General features: G+C 42.7%; 17 protein-coding genes and 1 pseudogene. 14 read left to right on the top strand and 4 right to left on the bottom strand.

The features are described 5' to 3' along the window. The first annotated feature begins 219 nt into the window (after positions 1-219). From A8L45_RS03215 to A8L45_RS03205, 3 genes are read left to right on the top strand one after another with little or no spacing between them, the layout of a single operon-like run. Positions 220-1,125, top strand: coding sequence for an aldo/keto reductase (locus A8L45_RS03215; RefSeq protein WP_068899156.1), 906 nt, complete (start codon positions 220-222; stop codon positions 1,123-1,125). After that, the gene (locus A8L45_RS03210) at positions 1,125-1,607 is read left to right on the top strand and encodes a GNAT family N-acetyltransferase (RefSeq protein WP_068899154.1); all 483 of its coding nucleotides are present in this window, start codon (positions 1,125-1,127) and stop codon (positions 1,605-1,607) included. The genes A8L45_RS03215 and A8L45_RS03210 overlap by 1 nt, the downstream gene beginning before the upstream one ends. Next, complete coding sequence (locus A8L45_RS03205) at positions 1,607-2,167, top strand: GNAT family N-acetyltransferase (protein WP_175401892.1); 561 nt, start codon at positions 1,607-1,609, stop codon at positions 2,165-2,167. Before A8L45_RS03210 ends, A8L45_RS03205 begins: the two co-directional genes overlap by 1 nt. Positions 2,168-2,218: 51 nt before the next feature. Here A8L45_RS03205 and A8L45_RS03200 read toward each other — a convergent pair whose 3' ends face one another. Continuing rightward, positions 2,219-3,133, bottom strand: a complete 915-nt coding sequence (locus A8L45_RS03200; RefSeq protein ID WP_068899152.1) for a M14 family metallopeptidase — start codon at positions 3,131-3,133, stop codon at positions 2,219-2,221. 63 nt (positions 3,134-3,196) lie between these two features. On the opposite strand from A8L45_RS03200, the gene A8L45_RS03195 reads away from it, so the two are divergent. The 6 genes from A8L45_RS03195 to A8L45_RS03165 all read left to right on the top strand — a co-directional run bounded on the left by A8L45_RS03195 (position 3,197) and on the right by A8L45_RS03165 (position 14,028). Continuing rightward, on the top strand, positions 3,197-4,636 hold the full coding sequence (locus tag A8L45_RS03195; RefSeq protein WP_245680635.1) for an AAA family ATPase: 1,440 nt from the start codon (positions 3,197-3,199) through the stop codon (positions 4,634-4,636). 1,211 nt (positions 4,637-5,847) lie between these two features. Beyond that, positions 5,848-6,105, top strand: coding sequence for a hypothetical protein (locus tag A8L45_RS03190; protein ID WP_175401891.1), 258 nt, complete (start codon positions 5,848-5,850; stop codon positions 6,103-6,105). Positions 6,106-6,350: 245 nt separating this feature from the next. After that, positions 6,351-8,423 (top strand): EAL domain-containing protein, encoded by a 2,073-nt coding sequence (locus A8L45_RS03180; protein ID WP_083228178.1) that lies wholly within the window; start codon positions 6,351-6,353, stop codon positions 8,421-8,423. Positions 8,424-8,708: 285 nt separating this feature from the next. Then, the gene (locus tag A8L45_RS03175) at positions 8,709-11,252 is read left to right on the top strand and encodes an Ig-like domain-containing protein (protein ID WP_068899146.1); all 2,544 of its coding nucleotides are present in this window, start codon (positions 8,709-8,711) and stop codon (positions 11,250-11,252) included. A 1,217-nt stretch (positions 11,253-12,469) separates the two neighbouring features. Then, positions 12,470-13,081, top strand: coding sequence for a TetR/AcrR family transcriptional regulator (locus A8L45_RS03170; RefSeq protein ID WP_175401890.1), 612 nt, complete (start codon positions 12,470-12,472; stop codon positions 13,079-13,081). A gap of 575 nt (positions 13,082-13,656) precedes the next feature. Continuing rightward, positions 13,657-14,028 carry an NADH:ubiquinone oxidoreductase gene (locus A8L45_RS03165; RefSeq protein WP_068899142.1) on the top strand — a complete coding sequence of 124 codons (372 nt, stop codon included), beginning with the start codon at positions 13,657-13,659 and terminating at the stop codon, positions 14,026-14,028. 57 nt (positions 14,029-14,085) lie between these two features. Here A8L45_RS03165 and A8L45_RS03160 read toward each other — a convergent pair whose 3' ends face one another. Continuing rightward, a complete protein-coding gene (locus A8L45_RS03160) occupies positions 14,086-15,228 on the bottom strand; it encodes a GNAT family N-acetyltransferase (RefSeq protein ID WP_068899140.1) in 1,143 nt (380 codons plus the stop codon). A 295-nt stretch (positions 15,229-15,523) separates the two neighbouring features. Here A8L45_RS03160 and A8L45_RS03155 point away from each other — a divergent pair, with 295 nt between their 5' ends. From A8L45_RS03155 to A8L45_RS03140, 4 genes are all read left to right on the top strand, one after another. Continuing rightward, positions 15,524-16,750: a cysteine desulfurase-like protein gene (locus A8L45_RS03155; protein ID WP_068899137.1), complete on the top strand. Its 1,227-nt coding sequence runs from the start codon at positions 15,524-15,526 to the stop codon at positions 16,748-16,750. 134 nt (positions 16,751-16,884) lie between these two features. Further along, complete coding sequence (locus A8L45_RS03150) at positions 16,885-17,145, top strand: DUF5062 family protein (RefSeq protein ID WP_068899135.1); 261 nt, start codon at positions 16,885-16,887, stop codon at positions 17,143-17,145. Positions 17,146-17,173: 28 nt separating this feature from the next. After that, the gene (locus A8L45_RS03145; RefSeq protein WP_068899133.1) at positions 17,174-17,653 is read left to right on the top strand and encodes a DUF3429 domain-containing protein; all 480 of its coding nucleotides are present in this window, start codon (positions 17,174-17,176) and stop codon (positions 17,651-17,653) included. After that, on the top strand, positions 17,654-18,337 hold the full coding sequence (locus A8L45_RS03140; RefSeq protein WP_068899130.1) for an RDD family protein: 684 nt from the start codon (positions 17,654-17,656) through the stop codon (positions 18,335-18,337). It abuts the gene before it with no gap. Positions 18,338-18,365: 28 nt separating this feature from the next. Here the strand turns inward: A8L45_RS03140 and A8L45_RS03135 are convergent, their stop codons facing one another. After that, a complete protein-coding gene (locus A8L45_RS03135) occupies positions 18,366-19,403 on the bottom strand; it encodes an AraC family transcriptional regulator (protein ID WP_068899128.1) in 1,038 nt (345 codons plus the stop codon). Positions 19,404-19,580: 177 nt separating this feature from the next. On the opposite strand from A8L45_RS03135, the gene A8L45_RS03130 reads away from it, so the two are divergent. After that, positions 19,581-20,597 carry a 2Fe-2S iron-sulfur cluster-binding protein gene (locus A8L45_RS03130; RefSeq protein WP_068899125.1) on the top strand — a complete coding sequence of 339 codons (1,017 nt, stop codon included), beginning with the start codon at positions 19,581-19,583 and terminating at the stop codon, positions 20,595-20,597. Here the strand turns inward: A8L45_RS03130 and A8L45_RS25665 are convergent. Beyond that, positions 20,589-20,795, bottom strand: a pseudogene (locus A8L45_RS25665) (GNAT family N-acetyltransferase); the annotation flags it as partial. The gene A8L45_RS03130 and the pseudogene A8L45_RS25665 overlap by 9 nt on opposite strands. Positions 20,796-20,803 lie beyond the last annotated feature (8 nt).

The following is a 20,803-nucleotide window of genomic DNA, read 5'->3' as shown; positions in this document are numbered from 1 at the left end:
TGTGTCTTCCTTTCTAAAAATAAGCATTAACTTTCTGTACTTATGTTTGAAAGCCAGCGTACGTTTAGCTTTGGCGATTTTCTAACCGACATCACGTTAATAACGACGATTAATCTCCAAATTTTAGCTATTTATCTATCTCACATCTGTTTCTGACCCTATTCTGCTAATCCCATGACCTATCAGGTCAACCTAGTACATCGATGAGAGACGTTAATCATGAATACAGCAAAACGCATCAGTATGTGTCCTGATGGGCCAGAATTTTCTCGGGTATCACAGGGATATTGGCGTATGGCTGAGTGGGGTATGACACCTCAACAGCGCTTATCTTTTCTTAAACAACACCTCGAGCTGGGTGTGACTACGGTCGACCATGCACATGTTTATGGTAATCCACCCTGTGAGGTCTTGTTTGGCGAGGCGTTAAAGCTTGAGCCCTCGGTAAGACAGCAAATTGAAATTATCAGCAAGTGTGGAATTATTCCTCCTAATGGTGACGTATCTATAGCGCACTATAACTCTAGTAAGCGAAATGTTTTGGAATCTGTTGATCTTTCTTTATCCAGACTGGGAGTTGATCATCTGGATGTTCTCCTCCTACACCGCCCAGATTGGCTGATGCATGCTGATGACATTGCCGATGCGTTTGAGCAACTCAAAACATCAGGCAAAGTCCAGCACTTTGGGGTGTCTAATTTCACGCCATCTCAATTTTCCTTGTTACAGTCGCGCTTGAGCAGTTCGTTGGTAACAAATCAGGTTGAAATCAATCCGCTCAACATGGGTGTGTTAGAAGATGGCACGCTCGACCAGCTGCAGGAAAAACGGGTTGCACCTATGGCTTGGTCTTGTCTGGCGGGTGGACGTCTATTTAATGAAGATTCTGAGCAAGTAAGGCGGCTGCGCTTGGTATTAGAGGAGCTAGTTGCTGAAACCTCAGCCACATCTATTGATCAGATTGTGTACTCGTGGATAGCCTCTTTGCCGTCTCGTCCTATCCTGATTTCAGGCAGTGGCAAAATCGATCGACTCATGCATGCCGTTGATGCGATGAATATTTCGTTGACTCATGAACAATGGTATCGAGTTTGGGTGGCCTCAAAAGGGCATGGTGTTGCCTAATGTTTGCGGGCTCAATTTCTCATGTTGAGGAAAGTGATTTTCCCCGTTTATATCAATTAACGGAAGACGCGGTAAGGGAAAAGGTCGATGCGACCGATGAGGACAAAATCGTCATTATTGACGCGGTTAAGCGTCATATGAATGAAGCAATGTTACTGAAAAATTCCGTTTTCCTGAAAGCGGTTGTAAGCGGTGAGATTGCTGGCTTTGTCCTCTTCAAAAATCACTTCCGTTTGTCCGATCTTTTCGTCGCGCCTCTCTATCACTTTCAAGGGGTAGGCAGAGCACTGTTTATCTCAGGTATTGAGAGGCTCGATGATCAGGAAACGCTTGATGTTTATGCAGCAAAAAATGCTATTGGCTTTTATCAGAGCCTTGGTTTTTCGAGCATCAAATTAGAACATCCTGTCCCCGCTTTTATCCAGCCAATGCGGTTGCAGCTCAGGTCATGCAAAAGTAAGGATCCTAAAAGGAATACATAGTGAACCATCAACACATTCACGTTCAGGAAGCGAAAACGACTGATCTTGCTGTTTTCTTTGAATATCTGGGCCAGCTAATTAAAGAAAATGCAGCGCATGATGCGATTACTTTTCAGCCGCAGAACAGTGAACAAACAACGGTCAGCGAGGAGTTAAAGCATCGCTTCATTGAAGGCTTAGACACACAATACGGGCATGACGAGTGGCGTCGGTTGTGGTTGATAAAGTCAGAAAATAACGACATTCTGGCACACTTAGATTTGCGCGCCCATGGCGGCGAGTATTTACATCATCGAGTGCTGTTAGGAATGGGCGTGGCTCAGGCATATCGCAGGCGTGGTTTTGCAGATAAGTTGATAGAGAAAGTGTTGTCTTTTTGTCGCCACTCTGACGCGATTGACTGGGTTGATCTGGCTGTTATGGAGGGTAATGAAAAAGCCCTAGCTTTGTACCAGAAACATGGATTTGTCATCACTGAACGTCTTGATGATGTTTACCGAATTGATGGGGTGAAATATGGAGAGACGCGAATGACGATAAAAGTCGCTGAAGGTAAATGAATTCATCCTGATCTTGAATAAAAAAGGGGCTTTGATTGCCCCTTCAGATAGTTATCGGCAGTTTTTCAGATACTCAAGCGCACCTAATATTGCTGCTACTTGCGCATCATTACATTCTTCATCTGTCACATTATCACTGTCTGGATATACTTCTGTCGTGGTATTGAACTCAGCATTTGTGAACCCAGCACATAGGTGCGCTTTTTTCACAGGGACATTAATTACGCCTTCTTGTACCACTTTCTCGCCAATGAGTTTCCCGTCTTCATCAGCAGGGGCAATATGCGTGATTTTTCTGACTTCATTGATGACGGCTGTCTGGAATTCTGCAGTGGGATTACTGATGTCTCCGACCAGATAGAATCCATCTGGGATATTGCCTGCAATATAGTCTTCTCCATTGCGTGCAGCCAGTGCCGGGCGGAACTCACTCTCGTCTGTATCTGTGGTTTCATGAAGATCGATGTGTGCCAGAATATTTTGGCTATGGTTGTGCACATAAGCCATTACTTGCGCACATTCCTCCGAAGGGCTGTCAGGGTGGAACGAACGATTTGGATCGACAGTGAACGGGTTCCAGCGGTTAATCGTTTCATATCCCCACGGGCTAATGCATGGAGTAACAATGAAATTGAACTCTGTGCTGTAGGCTTCAGCCTGAGTATCGAGAAATTTCAGTGCGCCTTGAACACCACTGGCCTCATAACCATGAACGCCGCCAGTAATGAGAACCACTGGCTTGTCCTCATGCCAATTTTTATTTCTGACGCCAAACAGAGGATACCTCTCACTGTTAATTGACAGTGCACCATACTGCTCAACTTGGAATCGATCACGCAGCGCATCAATCTTTATGATGACCAGATCGTTATAGCTTCGTTTAATTTCGGTCTGTGCCAGCCATGTTTCTTTTTCATTCTCAGACCAAGGTGTGCCGGCCTGACCGATGGGGTAAAACTGCTTCATTATTTTATCCTGAGTGCAGGGATTCATTACGTTGCAGATTACCATGCTACTCAGGCCAAGCTATTGCTTACGGGAAATAAAGAGAACAATACCGCAGAAATTCGAGCCTTTTTGGACAGTCTTTATGCGCTGGATATCAGCCAGCTTATGCCTTTGTCCATCAGATCCCATCATTCATGCTACCTCAACGAATATGACCAAGTGGGAGTGAAGAATGAAACGTTGTTCATTTCTACGTATTGGATGGGAAGGCATCTCTGTTCAGTGTTCATTGAGAGACATCGTTCTTTTTCTTGTTTGGTTTTGCTAGTCTCTCTTAACAACCAGATAATTCGTGTATTTATGCTGACCTCTCTTTCAATCTCAAACTATCGCTCAATAAAAGATATCACTATCCCACTGGGACCTTTGAATGTCATTACTGGTGCTAATGGCACGGGTAAGTCAAACCTTTATAAGGCGCTCAAGCTATTGGCAGATTCAGCAAACGGTGGCGTTATTCCCTCTCTTGTCGCGGAGGGTGGCCTCGAGTCTGTCTATTGGGCCGGGCCTGAGAGAATATCAAGAGCGATGAAAGTGGGAGAATTTGATGTACAGGGAGGGCAACCTCAATCTACAAAACGGCTGAAAATGGGGTTTGCCGCTGACGATTTTGGATATTGTGTCTCCTTTGGTATTCCAATTCCTTATAACTCCTTCTTCAGTAAAGATCCTGAAATTAAATATGAGGGAATTTTTACGGGCTCTCAACCAAGGCCGTCTTCGACGTTAGTGGAGAGAAAAGGCCATGTTGTAAAAGTTAAAGAAGGAAGGCAATGGTCTGTCATTAATCAGCATTTACCTATGTATGACAGTATGTTTGATCAACTGGCTGATCCTACTGCAGCGCCGGAAGTATTTCATGTGAGGGAAAAAATTAGGGGCTGGCGATTCTATGATCAGTTCAGGACAGATGCTGACGCACCAGCCAGGACACCAAAGCTAGGCACTCGTACGCTTGCACTCCATCATGATGGTCGTGACCTCGCGGCTGCAATTCGAACGATTATGGAAATTGGTGACAAAGAGGCACTTCAGAATGCTATTTCGGATGCTTTCCCCAACTGCCAATTGAGTGTCTCGATGAGTGAAGATGGCCTGATGGATATTTGCTTTGACCAGCATGGGCTTCTCCGACCGCTTAAAGCATCTGAATTATCTGACGGTACTCTGCGATATATTCTGTGGATAGCAGCGCTGCTAACACCGAGGCCACCCAGCTTAATGGTGTTGAATGAGCCGGAAACCAGCTTGCATCCTGATCTCCTTCCAGCATTAGCAAAACTGATCATGTACGCTGCCGACCAGACTCAGGTTTGGGTTATTTCACACTCAAACCGTTTGATTGCTTCGTTGAATGAACATCCTGAGTGCAGTGGTTTTGAGCTTGAGAAAAATATGAGTCAAACGGAAGTGATTGGTCAGGGTTTACTCGATAAACCCAACTGGAAGTGGCCGGATTAAATGGTGTATCTGTATCACGTCATATTGAAAAGCAAATGAATGTCGTGAGATATAACCTTATTTTTTGTCTGTTTTATTGAGCAAGTTTTTATTGCTGAGTAGCATATAATTAATGAGAATATTACTTTTTAATTTCACTTTAAATTGCTATTAATCACGATATTCGGAGTTAAATCAGAGTTTTTACAATGAATTATTACCAAAAAGAAACGTAAACAGGTAATCTGACTTTGAAAATTCTATGGCGTGCGCTGCTCTTATTGTCTTCAAATGACGACAAAAGATACGTCTCCTTGGTTTTGAGGAGTCACCATGAGAATACCTTTTTTTCTAAAACTTTTAATTCCAATTGTGTTGTTTATGGGATTGATGGCAAGTCCTGTTTTTTATGCGTTTTACGGATGTACTTCGCTAGAAGAGGACAGTCTTGTCGCTAACTGCCAGTAACACCTTGCGTGTAAAAATGAAAACGAAAGCAGGCCAGTTCAATACTGGCCTGCTTTCGTTTTCATTCTCAATTTACGTTACCTGAAAGGCTTTATCTCAGTTTATTACTGTGCATAAAATTCTGTGGAAACGTCAATATACCGAAGAGCTTCTTATCGCTCATGCTCTCAGTCAATGAAGGGCAGCGTGAGGTCATAGGCAATACTGGCGTCAGAATATATTCCACATGGCTATTGTAAGCCCGCCTACAACGCCTGCCAGCAAAATGAACAACCCAGTGATTTGTTGCTTTCGTCTGTTTGTCACCATAATCATTCTCCTTAACCCGATCCCACAGAAATAGATGTCATCCCTTTATTCTGTGTTGTAAGTAGCTGTGTGTTTGAATACGAGTAAACAAACACTGTGCCAAGTTTGTAGGGTTACTCAAGCGGTTGTTTTTTAACGTATAAAAATGACCTTAATTACATTGCAGTGTATTGCTACTTTTAAGTTTTGGTCAAAATAGTCAAAAAGTAATAATTATGACTAAGTTATTGTGAGCTAGATGTAGCTAATTTTGACCTACCAACTTTTTTGTCTCAACTTTGATTCAGAAACAAGACATACCTCACTGATAGGATCAGATTTGGAAAGACGAGTAATGCCATGTAAGCAGGCTTTTCACGCATGGAGAAGAGAGAAGTAAGATGGCTAATATTCGGCGATGGGACAGAAAAAAATGTGTACCCAGAGTCCTTGCCCAAATGTATTGGTGTCACAAGGTGATACCAAAATTGAATGTGCTGGTGGTTGATGTATCAACACATGGCATAGGTATTGTATCGGCTTGGCGATTAGAGCAGGGGGCTTGTGAGATAAAAATGAATTCCATGCCTGCTTTCAAAGGCGTTATCAAGAGAAGTTTTTACCGAAGTGTTAATGGTAAAACGCACTACCATTATGGTCTTCACCTTTCTAAACCGCTTCATCGAATCCAGCTTTACAACATCCTGCATGGTACCCCTGTCAGTGGAAAGTAAAATGCAGGCGAGTATGTAATTTCTAAATACTGTTGCTCACCATCTAACTATTGATACCTTGTCATTGAATATTCTCAGTATGATGTTGGCCCATACTTGTTAATTGCAGGTTTAGTATTTTAGTAACCTGTAAGAGACACTCTGAAAAGCCAATCGTGAACTTTTTTTGTCTCTCACTGTTGTCTTCCAAGCTGTATCCGTATTTCAGAGTGAGTTGTCTTCTAAGATCCACAGGGTTTACTTTCATGCTCTCTAAAAACGAGTCTGGTACGGAACCAACCTGGGATAACCAGTTGCTAAAGCGGACTATTTCTATGTCTCTAAAGGCTATCCGCAATGGCATGCTATGGCTGGTGCCGTGCTTAATGATTTCATCATTCATTGGCCTTGCCACTGGCGTTCTGGACATTCTCAATATTGGTTCTGATGAAACTCACCTGATGCTCAATATTCTCAGGCATGAACTCGTCGCACTTTATCCCTATCTCTTCTGTACATCTATTTCAACAATGATGGCGATCCAGTGGCGTCTACCACGAACTCCAATTGGCATGTTGTCGATCGTCTATCTTGCCCTTGCTCATCAAGTCATGGATACAGGCTCTCAGATGGTCAGTAGCATGATGACGTTTGTCGGTATCACATTACCGTTACTTTTCGTTCCAGTGTTGGCAGCGATAAAAGAACGGAAATGGACGAAAATTTTACGTGTAGATGTTGGCGGCGAGCTTGTTCAGGATTCGATGAACTTAATTATCCCCTCCATTTTATGTTCATTTGTCGTTATTGTTTACTCCTTGGCTCTCGATGGCATCAGCGGTTTTTTTGAGTTTATCTGGTTGAGAGAGAGCTTAGACGTATTTTCTCAGCCGTTACAAAGCGGCTTGTTTTACTCTGCCTTTAATTCACTTTTTTGGTTTGTTGGTATCAATGGCTATTACGCTTTGTCATCAATGGTTGAACCACTTAATGAGGCGTTGGAGTTTAACCATTCTTTGGTTCAGGTGGGGGCAGATCCAGCAACTATCATAAATATGTCTTTCCTGTCTTCCTTTGTGTTTATAGGAGGTTCAGGCGCTACGTTGGGACTCATATGTGCGATTTTACTTTTCTCATCTGACAAAAGGATGAGGCTGATTGCTTTTGCCAGTTTGCCTTTGGGAATATTGGGTATCAACGAACTACTGATGTTCAGTCTCCCTTTGATCTTTAATCTTCGTCTATTAGTCCCACTGGTTTTAGCTCCTGCCGCAAATCTGCTGATCAGCTACCTGATTATTGAGGCTGACTGGGTCAGTGCAGCATCTTATATGGCTCCTATACCCAGTCCGATGTTTTTCAACGCGTACATCTCAACCGGGGGTGATCCGTTTTCTATTGTGTTGCAGCTTTTAGGCCTACTGGTTAGTTTGTTGATTTACACACCTTTTGTTGTATTCATGGAGCGTTCATCTCAGTCAGAGGTGATTTATATACCGTCGCTGGACACGACTCTCGATCGGCGGGAGGAGGAGGCCTACATTCTATCGACTGACCCGGTTAATGAAGCACTGACGCGTGGTACTGAGTATCAAGGATTAGTCAAAAAGATTCGCCGTATTCGGGAAAGAGAATTTTTCTTGGAATATCAGCCACAAAAGTCGGTATCTACCGAGAAAATTGTATCAGCGGAAGCGCTGATCCGTATAAGAGATAACTTCGGCAATGTTGAACAACCGGGTAAGTTTATGCCGCTGTTTGAAAAAGCGGGGCTGCTTAAAGAAATCGATTTGTGGGTAGTGGGACGTGCAGTTGAAGACAGTAAAATTTGGCGCGAGAAAGGTCTGAATTTACAGGTGTGTGTCAATATAGGAAGTAAAACGATTTCGAGTATGACAGCGGTAGATAAAATTATCGAATTGATATCTCAAGTTCCCGGTGTTGTCTCGTTTGAAATCACAGAAGAGTCTTTGGTCAATCACAACAATAAAGTGGAGACGAATATTGGCAAGCTACATGATGCAGGATCAGAAGTACATATTGATGATTTCGGTACAGGTTTCAGCTCTTTGAGTTATCTGAACCACTTCGAAATTGATGCCATTAAAATTGACCGCAGTTTTGTGCTTGCTCTGGGATCGGAGAGAGGGCAGAAAGTCTTTTCCAGCTTGATGGGAATTGCTGATCAACTTGAGCTTGGTGTTATTGTTGAGGGAGTAGAGACACAAGCTCAATCGGATTTTGTCGGACAATTTAATCGAGTGCTTGTTCAGGGCTGGGCCGTCAGTCGTTCGTTACCGCTGGAACAATTCATCAAATTTGCAAAAGAGAGTAAATAGCTGTGCCGAAGAGAGCAGCTGTTTGTGTTTTGTCTTCTAACTAAAATTTACTTTAAAATCATATATAAGCCTGTCATTTTTGATGAGCAGGTCACGCCTAATGGCCAATTTATCAGTAATCTCCTCACCTTGTTTCGTTTAATTGCGAGTCACTCAGATAAAGCAAAAATTATTAATGTAAAAATACTTTACTAACAGTTGGTTACCTTTGGATTATGGGGATGTTGTACCAATGTCAGTATTCAATGCTGACGCACATTACTTTTGTCTAAAAGGATAACTCTAATGGCAAGGAAAGCACTGAGCTGCGCAATGCTGATCGGGGGCTGTTTCAGTTCCTCGGTATTTGCAATTGATTGTACCCTGATACCCGACTGGAAATCGGACATCTTCTATCCCGGTGGGGAGCGAGTAACCCAAAATGAGACTGCCTATGAGTCACGTTGGTGGAGTCGAAATGAATCGCCTTCCCAAAATTCTGGGCCATGGGAGGTATGGAAAACTATTGGAGATTGTGCGACCGGTGATAATGCATTGCCGGATGTTGCACTTGTATCACCGTTAAATAATGCAACCTTGACAGCAGGTAAAGACATTGAGTTAGTTGCTAATGCCAGTGACTCAGATGGCGAGGTCATTGAGGTTAAGTTTACAGTTAATGGTAACGTTGTTGGCACCGCATCAGGAAAAGACTACCGAGTCAGCTGGACTGCAGTAGAGGGTGATTTCACTATTACTGCTGTTGCCGTTGATAATAGGTTGGGTGAGAGTCAATCATCAGTAAATGTGACTGTTATTGCTTCAGACGAAAATATACCTCCAATCGCGCAACTGACCTCTCCGTCGGCAGATACTAGGGTTGCAGTCGGTGAGCGGGTAACATTATCTGCCAGTGCGACTGATGACGATGGTGTCATTTCTCAAGTTGCTTTTTTTGTTAATGAGCAACAAGTTGCCTCCGTTTCAAGTGCACCATATGCCAGTGAGTGGCAGGCAGTGGCGGGGACTCACACATTCAGAGCCAAAGCCATAGATAATGATGGTGCCCAGAGTTGGAGCCAAAGTGTGGTACTCACTATCGATGGATCTGACACTGGAGGAAAGTGCAGTTCTATTCCGACTTATCAAGCAGGAACAGCTTATGCGTTAGACGATATTGTTCAGAATGATAATCAGAAATATCGTTGTGAGGTTGCTGGCTGGTGTTCATCCCCCGCTGGTTGGGCATATGAACCGGGAAAAGGTCAGTACTGGCAAGATGCCTGGAGTGATTTGGGTATATGCGCAAACCAACCTGAGATCTCATTTACTTCGCCATCTGAAAATACTGTCTTGCTTGCAGGCGCAGATACTGAATTATCTGTGACTGTGTCTGACGGATCTGATCCAATTAAACATGTCAGTTTTTACGCGGATGAACAAGAACTGGGCAAGGACGAAACTGCTCCTTATGGTCTTTCATGGCAGGTAAGTGGTCTGGGAGAGACAATCTTGTCGGCTGTTGCTGTTGATGAGAATGGCGCGGAAGGCGAGGCTCGTGTGAGAGTCACCGTCAGTGATCAACCAGTCGTCGCCACTTTAGTTTCTCCCGTATCCGGCTCACGAGTTTCACTGGGCAGTAACGTTTCGATGCGCGTTGATGCCAGTTCTTTGACAGGTGATATTGATGTTGTCGAGTTCTTTGTTGATGGAAATCTGGTTGCGTCTGATAACACTGCGCCATTTGAGGGTTCATGGTCGCCAGCGGCAGTCGGTAAATATTCTATCTCGGCAAAAGCAACGGACAGCAATGATCTGAGTGCTGTGACAGATTCAGTCAATATCAACGTTGTGGAGGCGAAAGCGGTTAAACACAAACTCATTGGTTACTGGCATAATTTTGTAAACGGTGCAGGTTGTCCAATGAATCTCAGTGAAATGTCTGATGCATGGGATGTTATTGATATCGCTTTTGCAGAGAACGATCGAAACAGTGATGGAACCGTTCATTTCACCCCATTTAATGGCGATATTCGCAGTACATGCCCGGTATTGGATCCGGAGAGATTCAAGCGTGAAATGGCAGAGTTGCAGGCTGAGGGAAAAATATTTGTCTTATCGCTTGGCGGTGCTGAGGGCACTATCACACTAAATACAGATAGTGACGAAGTTAACTTTGTATCCAGCCTTACTGCGCTTATCAATGAGTGGGGTTTTGATGGTTTAGATATAGACCTGGAAAGTGGTTCTAACCTTCTGCACGGTTCTCAGATTCAGGCAAGATTGCCTCGCGCATTACTCAAAATCGAGGAAAATATCGGCGGAAATTTATATCTGACGATGGCACCTGAACATCCTTATGTACACGGTGGCATGATTGCATACTCAGGTATTTGGGGGGCTTACATTCCACTGATTGATCAACTCAGGGATACACTCGACCTTCTGCATGTTCAGCTTTATAACAACGGTGGGTTGCCTAATCCATATTTAACAGGCGCTGCACGTGAAGGGACAGTTGATATGATGGTTGCTCAGTCAAAGATGTTAATTGAAGGCTTTGAATTAGCAAACGGAGAAATGTTCAAGCCGCTGCGAAGTGATCAGGTGGCTATTGGGCTGCCATCTGGACCAAGCTCTGCTAATTCTGGACAGGCACCAATACAAAATATTCTCGATGCGCTTGATTGTGTTACCAAGAGAAGTCAATGTGGTGAGGTCGTTCCTGAATTTGATTACAGTGACTTTGGTGGAGTGATGACGTGGTCTATCAACTGGGATGAACATGATGGTTTTAACTTCTCGGCTCCTGTTGGCGATAAGTTACGTGACATGAACAAAAACCAGTAATCAGTATTCCAGTGAGTTATGGGTCAATGAAAAGCCCGCTCGCCGAGCATACCAGCGTTTGAAATAAAATCCCGATTATTGAATGATTTCGAAAGTCGGGTTTTTTTGTATCATCTTGGTGCAGCATTTAATTCTAAGGTGGAAGATATAAATGAATTTATATGTGGGAAATAATCTTTTTTCGTGTAAGTTTTGAGATTTAGTTACTGAGTGCGACTAAAGTCTAAGTATTCAGTCATCTAATTAATATCTCTTTTTGCATATGTATTCACCTTCACTTCCTTTGAGAGCATCATCAGGAAACTATTACTAATAAATGATGCAAATAATTAAATTATTGTTTTATATGAATTTTTTAACGTACATTTATTAATAATGAGTGTTGGAAGACTCTTTCATCTAAAATGTCGATTGGAAAATATCATTTTTTCAATGATGTGAATATGCTAACGAGAAGGTGAATAATCTCTTAAAATAAGTAAATTACTAATATATTTAGTGATTTTTACCATTTTTCCACGATGTCGATAGTTTGGACTAATATAACCCCGTATTTGTAGTAGTGGAAAATAATGACTTTTAATCGAACTAGTTAGCGATTACAGATGACTTTTGGAAGGATTTTCATTTTAGTTGTTACCTCTCAATGATATTAATTTTTAATTAAGTGCAAATAATCCTATCTCACATTGAATAAGTCCATATTTTTAAAAAATACAAAAATAATATTTATCAATAACTAATTGATATTATTGTTTATTAGTTATCATAGCATTATTTAAGTGTGCTTTCATCAGTCTAAATTAACACACTCATTGCATGGGAAAATTTTTAAAGAGAGTCCTTGATGTTACTTTTCGATTCCAGTTTAATGGATGACGTATTAATCATAAGTTAGATGACGTAGGCGTTATTGAATTAAATTTTTAAAAAATATCATTATTTATCATTAATTTAGTGTTTATATTTATCCTTTGATATACTGACTCCCTTCTGATGTCTCTGTAGTCTGTCTTAATCAATTAATTACTTTCTTACTAAATAATATAAGAAAGATGTAAAAGTATTCATATTTCACGGAACCATATTCATTTTTATGCAACTCAGTTAGCAGTACGGATCGATGGAACTGATCAGTAAATAAGATATTCAGATTGCAGGCTGTTGGAGTTAGAGCACTGCAAGATACAGAAGTAGGATGTCTAGCGGAGGTTTATTTGGGACGTCAGGAAGAGAAATCAGAACAAACAAAAGCCAAGTTGCTGGCCGCGGCACATGACCTACTCGTTGAAGAGGGATATCACAGAACGTCTACAGCAGCGGTTTGTCGCCGGGCTGGTATCGCAAGAGGAACCATGTTGCATCATTACCCCAACAAGGATGCGCTTGTTATCGCGGCGATGGAAGACAACATGACCCGTCAGGCTACAGCCTTCATGAAAACTATAAGGTTTGACAAAGGCACGACGATCAAAGAGATCATTTACGATGTATTTGATGTCATGTGTGGTCGTTCTTTTATCGCTGGGATTGAAATTGCTATAGCATCAAGGACTGAACCTGCATTGGGGAAAATGTATGGTGTCGCTATGGATAGGTTCGAAGAACAAATCGCTTGGATTGTAAAAATGACATTCCCCAAGTGGCAAGTCGATTACGATAAACTTCGATGCGTGACAGGTTTGGTTATGAGGTCTCTGGTTGGACTGGCGATGGATGTTGTCATACTCAACCGGTCAAGAGAGGATGCTCAAGTATATCTAGACATGCTGCTGCACTGGATTCAGCTCGATAATGCGGAAATGGGGAAAGGTAGAGGATGTAAGTAAAGTAGTGTGTCACTCCAGGTTGCTTTCTGATAGCGTTAAGGACGGTGGCAGGTTATTTTCTCAAGCATCATTGGCTACAAGCCTCATCTGACTACTTCAATACACTTGCCTAACGAGCTGACGTTATCATTTCCGATTTTACAGGGATACTTTATTTTCTACCCCTAAATCATTCGATAGGTGGATGTAACTTGTAATATCTCAACTCGGTCCCGTAGCGTCAGCAGAGCAATGTATTCACATAGCTTTTAATGATTTCATCCTGAAACAGAATTTTTGATACCACTAATACTTACTTCCCTTACATCGCATACCGTTCTTTATGGATCTTGACTCCAATCCGGAATATTTATGATTGCCTTTCGTTTAATCAAAGAATTTAATCAAATTGTAACATTTTTTAAATATAAAAAGTTACCCCTGTATTTTCTATAATATTTAATTTTCGTAAAATCAGTTATTTATTAATTTTTTATCAAAATAATCTTGTGTGAAGTTTAAATTTTATGCAGAATTGGCGTGTTGACATGGATTTAGTTGTTTTATTTTTATTTGTATAAGTTAAGTAGAGGGATATGTCCTACATTCTGGTTGTTTTGTTATCAATATCCGGTGGCATATTAGCCGCTGAACATTTTCACTCGTTCTTAGTTGGCTTCTTTGTTGCTGCTACGGCAACAGGTGCCAGTTATTGGCTAAGTTTCCGACATAGCAAGTATCCACAGCTTGCATTTTTATTTCTGCTCGTTGGATTAATGGCTAAAATGGCTGTTACAGTTGCTGGTGTAATGTGGAGTCTTGAACGTGACTTGATAACATCGCCGTTTGTTTTTTCGCTTTCATACCTCTTTTTTACTATTGTGTGCAGTTATTGCTACTTTAAGTTTAGAGAGTTCAGTCAGGGAAAAATTTCTGATATTAGACAAAAACTTATGGCTTCAAGCTGAAGCGATTAAAAGGCGCAATATGCGCCTTTTTTTGTTTTTTACATCAACCACATATTATCAAATCTCTTTGTAGGGTAAGTATCGTTTTGCATCCTTAAGGTAATTTTCTACCTGTTTCATTTCTCGGTTGAGAAAATCAGCAATGGCTTGATTGAACTGCGGATTGAAAAGAGAGTGATAGCTAAATGTAAATATGGGCTCAAAGCCCCTGATCAACTTGTGCTCGCCCTGAGCGCCTGCCTCAAAAACATCCAACTTATGCTTTATGCAGTATTCTATCCCCTGATAGTAACAAAGCTCAAAATGCAGATGATTGTTTTCAGTGTGGCAACCCCAATATCGGCCGAATAGAGTGGTATCAGATTTCAAGAACAGCGATGCAGCAACAATATTGTCATCTTTAATCCCTGTGATCATGACAAGATTGTTTGGCATCGTTTTCCCCAGCAACTCAAAGAATGTCTGATTGAGGTAGCCTTCATGGCCTGAACGCTTGAGATAGGTCTGACGATAAAACTGATAAAAAATATGCCAGTCTCCGGTTGAAATCTGATGGCCTTCTTTAGTGTCAATCTCAATGCCCTGTTCAACGATACTTTTTCGTTCTTTTTTTATATTTTTTCGCTTTCTGGAGGTCAATTGGGATAGAAAATCGTCAAAATCCTGGTATTTACGATTTAACCAATGAAACTGCACGGCTTTTCTCTTGTGCAGGTCTTCAGGTCGGATAAACGTTGAAACGGTATCGTCAGGAAAAAGAATATGGACACCAGATCCATCGATATGTCGACCAAGCTCTTTCATTTGTTCGATAAGAACAGGAATAAGATGAGAAGAGTCCGCTTGAGGAGCAACCATCAACCTTGGCCCTGTCACTGGTGTGAAAGGGACTGCACAAATTAATTTGGGGTAGTATGGCAACCCATAACGTTCGTAAGCATCTGACCACGACCAGTCGAAGACATACTCGCCCATCGGGTGGCTTTTGATGAAGCATGGTGCTGCGGCAACAAGAGTGTTTGCTTGGTATATCGCTATATATTTGGGTTCCCACCCAGTCTCGTTGCACACAACGTCACTGTCTTCCAGCGCAGCAAAAAAGCTGTATTTACAGAAAGGGTTATTACTTATATCTAGCTGGTCCCAGTCTTCTGAATTGAATGCTCCAATCGTGGAGTGAACCTTACAGCAAAATTCCATGTCGTGACGTTTCCTACTGACTGCTTAAAATTGAATTTACAATTGATACCTTGTCTTGCGTACTTTGAGGCTGACAGCATTTTGCCGATATTTACATTTATGCGCCAGACGCAGCGTAGATTGACCATAACCGATAACTTATCGACTGATTTGCGCAGATACATACGTAGTGAAGTAAAAATTTGATTGCTGTGACTTGCATTGCGAATCATCGGAATTCTGTACAGTATAAATAGCTATGATTAACAGATAGGGGGAAAGTAACAGATACATTGCAAAGACAAATGGAGGGTTAATGTTTTCGGCAAATAAATCCCGGGAAAGGTTTCCAGCTCTCAACAGGGTAGTTGATGGTACTCCATTGTGTTTCCTTGATGGCCCCGGCGGTACTCAGGTACCCGATTCGGTGACTGCAGCAATGACGTCTTATCTTCATCACGGCAACTCTAACTTGGGCGGAGTTTTCCAGTGCAGTGAACAAACCTCTGAGATAGCTTCTCAAGCCAGATATGTTGCATCAGTTATGGTTAACGCACCGTCGTCCCGACACATGTTTTTCGGCGCCAACATGACCAGTATTACTTTTTCTTTGAGCCGTGCAATCAGCCGTAACTGGAAAAAGGGAGACGAAATCATCATCTCCAAATTGGACCATTATGCCAACGTCAGTCCTTGGGTAATGGCCGCACAGGACAAAGGCGTCGTTGTCCGGGAAATTGAGATAATAAGTGATGATTGTACGCTTGATTATGATCACCTTGCTACGTTAATCAATGAAAAAACCTGCCTTGTAGCAGTTACCTGCGCATCTAATTTGACGGGTTCTCACGTTGATGTTCGGCTGATCAGTGATATGGCGAAAAAAGTGGGGGCGCAGCTTTTCTTGGATGCCGTTCACTACACGCCCCACCAACTCATTGATGTAAAAGCACTCAAGTGTGACTTTCTCGTTTGTTCCGCTTACAAATTTTTCGGGCCTCATCTCGGTATAGCCTACGTCGCCGATCCTTGGCTTGATAGCCTTATGCCTTACAAAGTTCAGCCTGCACCGGCTGATGGACCTGCGAGGTTCGAGACTGGCACCCTGAACTTCGAGGCGTTGGCAGGTTTTATTGCAGCAGTGAATTATTTGGCAACTTGGTCAGATCACTCCGATCTGCGCTGCCGTTTAGTCGAGAGTTATGGTCAGACTGCTGAGTATGAACGCCATCTTTCGCGATATTTTCTGAATAAGCTTGACCAGTATCAGCATATCAAACTTCATGGTGTTCGCGATGACGAGGGCAGAACACCAACGTTTGCGCTTAGCAGCAAAAATTTCACATCTGAATACCTCGCCCAACAAATGGCAAAAGAGCATATTTATGTGTGGAACGGGCACTTCTACGCCCTCGATGTGGTTAAACACTTAAATTTGCTGGATAGTGGTGGGGTGCTTAGGGTCGGATTTATGCACTACAACACAGAAGAGGAGGTGGAGCGTTTTTTTAACGTGCTGGGTAACATTCTCTCTACCCGCTAATACAAGATGTAAAAATAATGAAAAAGAGTAACCAATAGCATTGTTTGGCTTTGACAAGAACAGCCGCCACGTATCACCCTGATGTTGGTCACCTTTCCAGCACAACGACATCCGGATATTTAAGAGGTGAAGATATGAAAAAAATGAAAAATGAAGGTCAGTTGTTAAAGAAAGCGTTGAATATAGGTGAGCAGTACGCAGAAAAACGTGGGTTTGCCAAGTTCGATAGCGGTACATCTAATAAAATTAAAATTGAGTGCATTTACCGACTGTTGGTACAGGATAAACTGATCACTCCTCTTGCAGCCAATAAAGAGGATGGACCTTCAATGAAACATAAGCTGGTGCTTTGGATTCTGCGTCAGCTCCCAGAGGGGCACCCACTAAAAGGATAAACGGCAAAAATATGGTGGAGCAACATCTATGAAAAATACAGCGTTGGGCTACGGTGCGATGGGATTAATTCCTTTTGTCAGTATTGGCATGTTCTTTCCGTTGTGGCCTGACAGCATTCAGGCTGGTCTAATACATTTATTCTTCAGCTACAGTGTGGTCATTCTTGCTTTTATGGCGGGTGCGGTGTGGGGTAGTAGTATCAATAAGGCTCAATCAGACCAAACACCTTTGAGTTTGACCGTTGCCATTGTGTTCTCTTTGGTAGCATTTTCGGTGTCAGTCATGCCTTTGTCATTTTCACTGGTCGTGTTGGGCTGTGCGTTTGTCGTTCTCTTTTCCATTGAACTCTTTATCGTTGCCAGAAAGGTATACCCTTTCTGGTACACGCTAATGCGTGCAGCACTAACATCGGTTGTCTTTATTTGCCATGGCACGTTATGGTTCTGGCTTGATAGGGCTGAGCCCTCAGTGTTTGCTTCCGCTCCATCATGGGGATTAGGTGGCTGAATGGATGTGTCACCAGACTATAGCAAGTACAACATTATTGACCTGTTCGAAGCACTAGACTCGCTTGATGAGGCTGAATATCCGGAACGAAGGGAAGAGATAAAGCGTCATATTAATGCCCGGCTTCTCGACAACCCCGCGATATCAGAAGAATGCCTGTTGAAAAGCGCGGATGAGTATTCTTTTTTTATTCTTTGGCGTCGATTACTAGCATTTGCAATTGACGCTTCTATTGCTGGTCTCTTTACCTATTTCCTCCTTGATTTAATCATTAATACGGGTGGGGATGACTGGGCCTATCGCGAGCTGGCTTTTTGCGGGTTCATATTTTCATCATCCCTCGTTGTTTACAGGATTTTTTGCCAAGCGCTTTTTAGGTTCACCATTGGTAAATACGTGTTTGGTATAAAGCTGGCTGACAGTTTGGCAGAGGGAGACCCTAAGCTCAGACAGGTGTGTATTCGTGAGTGTTTTCTACTTTTGACTGTGATTTACTTTTGGATCTTGGCTGAGTTTGCGCTTTACAACATCCCCTTTCATGTGTTGCCTGACTTTTCCGTCCTTGTTAGCTTTATCATCTATATATTGGTCATGTTTGCCGATTTACTCTTTTCGCTTTCCAGCGATAAGCGCCAGACAGTGCACGATATACTGGCGAAGACGGTTGTGATGCGTAAGGAGTAAGACGCAGCGGATGACGAATTAGATTTAGTTAAAATGGCTTCCTAGACTTGTTACTTAACACTGATTCTCTGTACGCCATTGGAGACATATTTTCCCATCTCTTGAAAGCTCGCCTGAAGTTTGCCACATCGGTATAACCAAGATCGTAGGCAATTTCCTGAATCGTATGTGTGCTTTGTCTAAGCATTTTGACCGCTCGCTCGTGCTTTATCTCCTCGACTAAACGTTTGTATGATGTTCCATCATGCTTCAAGCGACGATGTAGACTTCGCGTTGTCATATTGAATCGACTCGCGAGCATGGATAGGCTGGGTAACTGTTGCCCACGCTCTCGCATAATGTTCCGAACCCGTTCTTGATAGGTAGAAGAGTTTGTCACCACGCTCAATTGAGGCTCGCATAGATTGGTTGTCTGGCCGGGTGTGGTGTTGCCAAATGTCGTTAAAGGCTCACTGAGTGTTTCGACTGAAACGACCAAATAATTATTAGTTTGGTTATAGTGCACAGGACAATTAAAGAAGGATTCGGCAACATTGCTGCCTTCCACACGGGGAAACGAAAAATTAACAGCAAGGATCTTCGAACTGGAGCCGGACACAAAGTTGACGACATTTTTCAGGGCTGCGGCGAAAACCTCAGCGGTGAAGCGGCCAGATAATTCATCCGGTGAATATTCGTACATATTAATATGCGCATTACTCCCGACAATATCGTAATCAATACTGATGAGTTGTCCGGTTCTGACCGACAAAAATTTCTGACCAAGATTAAGGAGCTGAAGATAGTTTTCACAATTAACAGCTGCAAAGCCAAGCACACCGTGAGTGTTAAACATCATTCTTTTACCGACTAACAGCCCCAGCTCTGGCTCATTGGTTATCACCAACATACTTTCAATGAGCTGACAGTATTGATGAACAGTCAACGACGCTGATGGGTCGTCAAGATCATCCGGATCTAAGCCTTTCTGTATAAGTAAATCGGTAACGTCAAATCCCATTTCAGAGACTTGTTTAACGGTTAACCGTAGATACGTTGAAGGAAGTGTTGCTGTTAAATTTAACATAATCATTGTCAAAAAAAGCGCGCTAATTGGCAGATTGTAACCTATTTTACTGACTCCTCAGTTGCTAGGGTGAGACATGCTATCACAACCACTTACACTGCCTGTTTTAACAATAGTAGCGTATGGACAGTAAGGTAAGCCGATTTCAGCTTTTTTAGACGGTGTGCTCTCAACAATATGTTTTCATTATTTTCGAAAAAGACGCCAGTCCCAGCTCTCATTAACGGCCATGAAATATTGGTTAATCCCAAAGAGAGTCTGTTATTGGCAGCTCTACGACAAGGCATTGATTTTCCGCATAGCTGTAGGGTGGGTGGATGTGCGGTATGCAAATGCAGGTTGATTGAGGGTAAAGTGAAAGAGCTGACAGACAGCGGTTATGTGTTGTCTGAAGAAGAGCTGGATCAAGGGTATATACTTGCGTGTCAGAGTATACCGAAGGAACAGATTGTCATTGAGTATGACGAGATAAAGACAACCAGGGTCGAGGGACGTGTTATCTCTCAATCCCGGTTAACTCATGACATCACTCGACTGGTCGTTGAAACCACAGATCCCGTAATCTACAAAGCCGGTCAATATGCTGACTTGTGCTTGGATGTTAAACCGGATATTTCCCGCAGCTACTCTTTCGCAACCGCAAACGTCGATGCACATTTACAAACTTTTTTTATTCGTCAGGTGGAAGGCGGTCAGTTCTCGACTTTAGTAAATAATGAGCCCCTGGTTGGCCATAATGTTCAGATAAACGGCCCGATGGGAGAATTTTGGCTCAGGGACGGTGAGGGAAGTTTACTGTTTGTCGCGGGTGGAAGCGGCCTTGCACCGATAATGGCAATACTTGAGCAAGCTGTTTCTACAGGTGTTACCCGTCCAGCCACTTTACTCTTTGGTGCCCGGGAAGAAAAAGACCTTTATATCCTCGATGATATCAGTGCGATTGCCTCTCTATGGCCATCAGAATTCACTTTCATCCCCATTCTGTCTGATCTTCAACCCGACAGTGGATGGCAAGGACACAGAGGGATGGTTACCGATTTAATCAGCTCTCTATCGACAGAAGATACAGATGCTTATCTTTGCGGGCCGCCCGTGATGGTCGACAGAGCAGAAGACTGCCTGATTGCGAAAGGATGCGATAAAGACCGTATCTACGCGGACAGATTTACGATGCCTGATGCAGTATCACGTTGATAGAATCAGACTATAGCGGCGGACATCTATTGATCGGTCAGCGATTTTAGCGAAATCTCTGACGATCTCCACGGGCTTAAAGCCATTTTTCTCGAGTACTCTTTGAGAGTCGATGTTGTCGATTGCAGCAACGGCGGAAAATCGGGTGAGCCCACTCTGATAGGCATTCTTCAGTGCAGTTTGGACGGCAAGGGTGGCGACTCCCT

Source organism: Veronia pacifica (assembly GCF_001707825.1).
GTDB lineage: Bacteria > Pseudomonadota > Gammaproteobacteria > Enterobacterales > Vibrionaceae > Veronia > Veronia pacifica.
The sequence above is the reverse complement of the archived record's forward strand: the minus strand, read 5'-3'. Positions and strand labels throughout refer to the sequence as shown.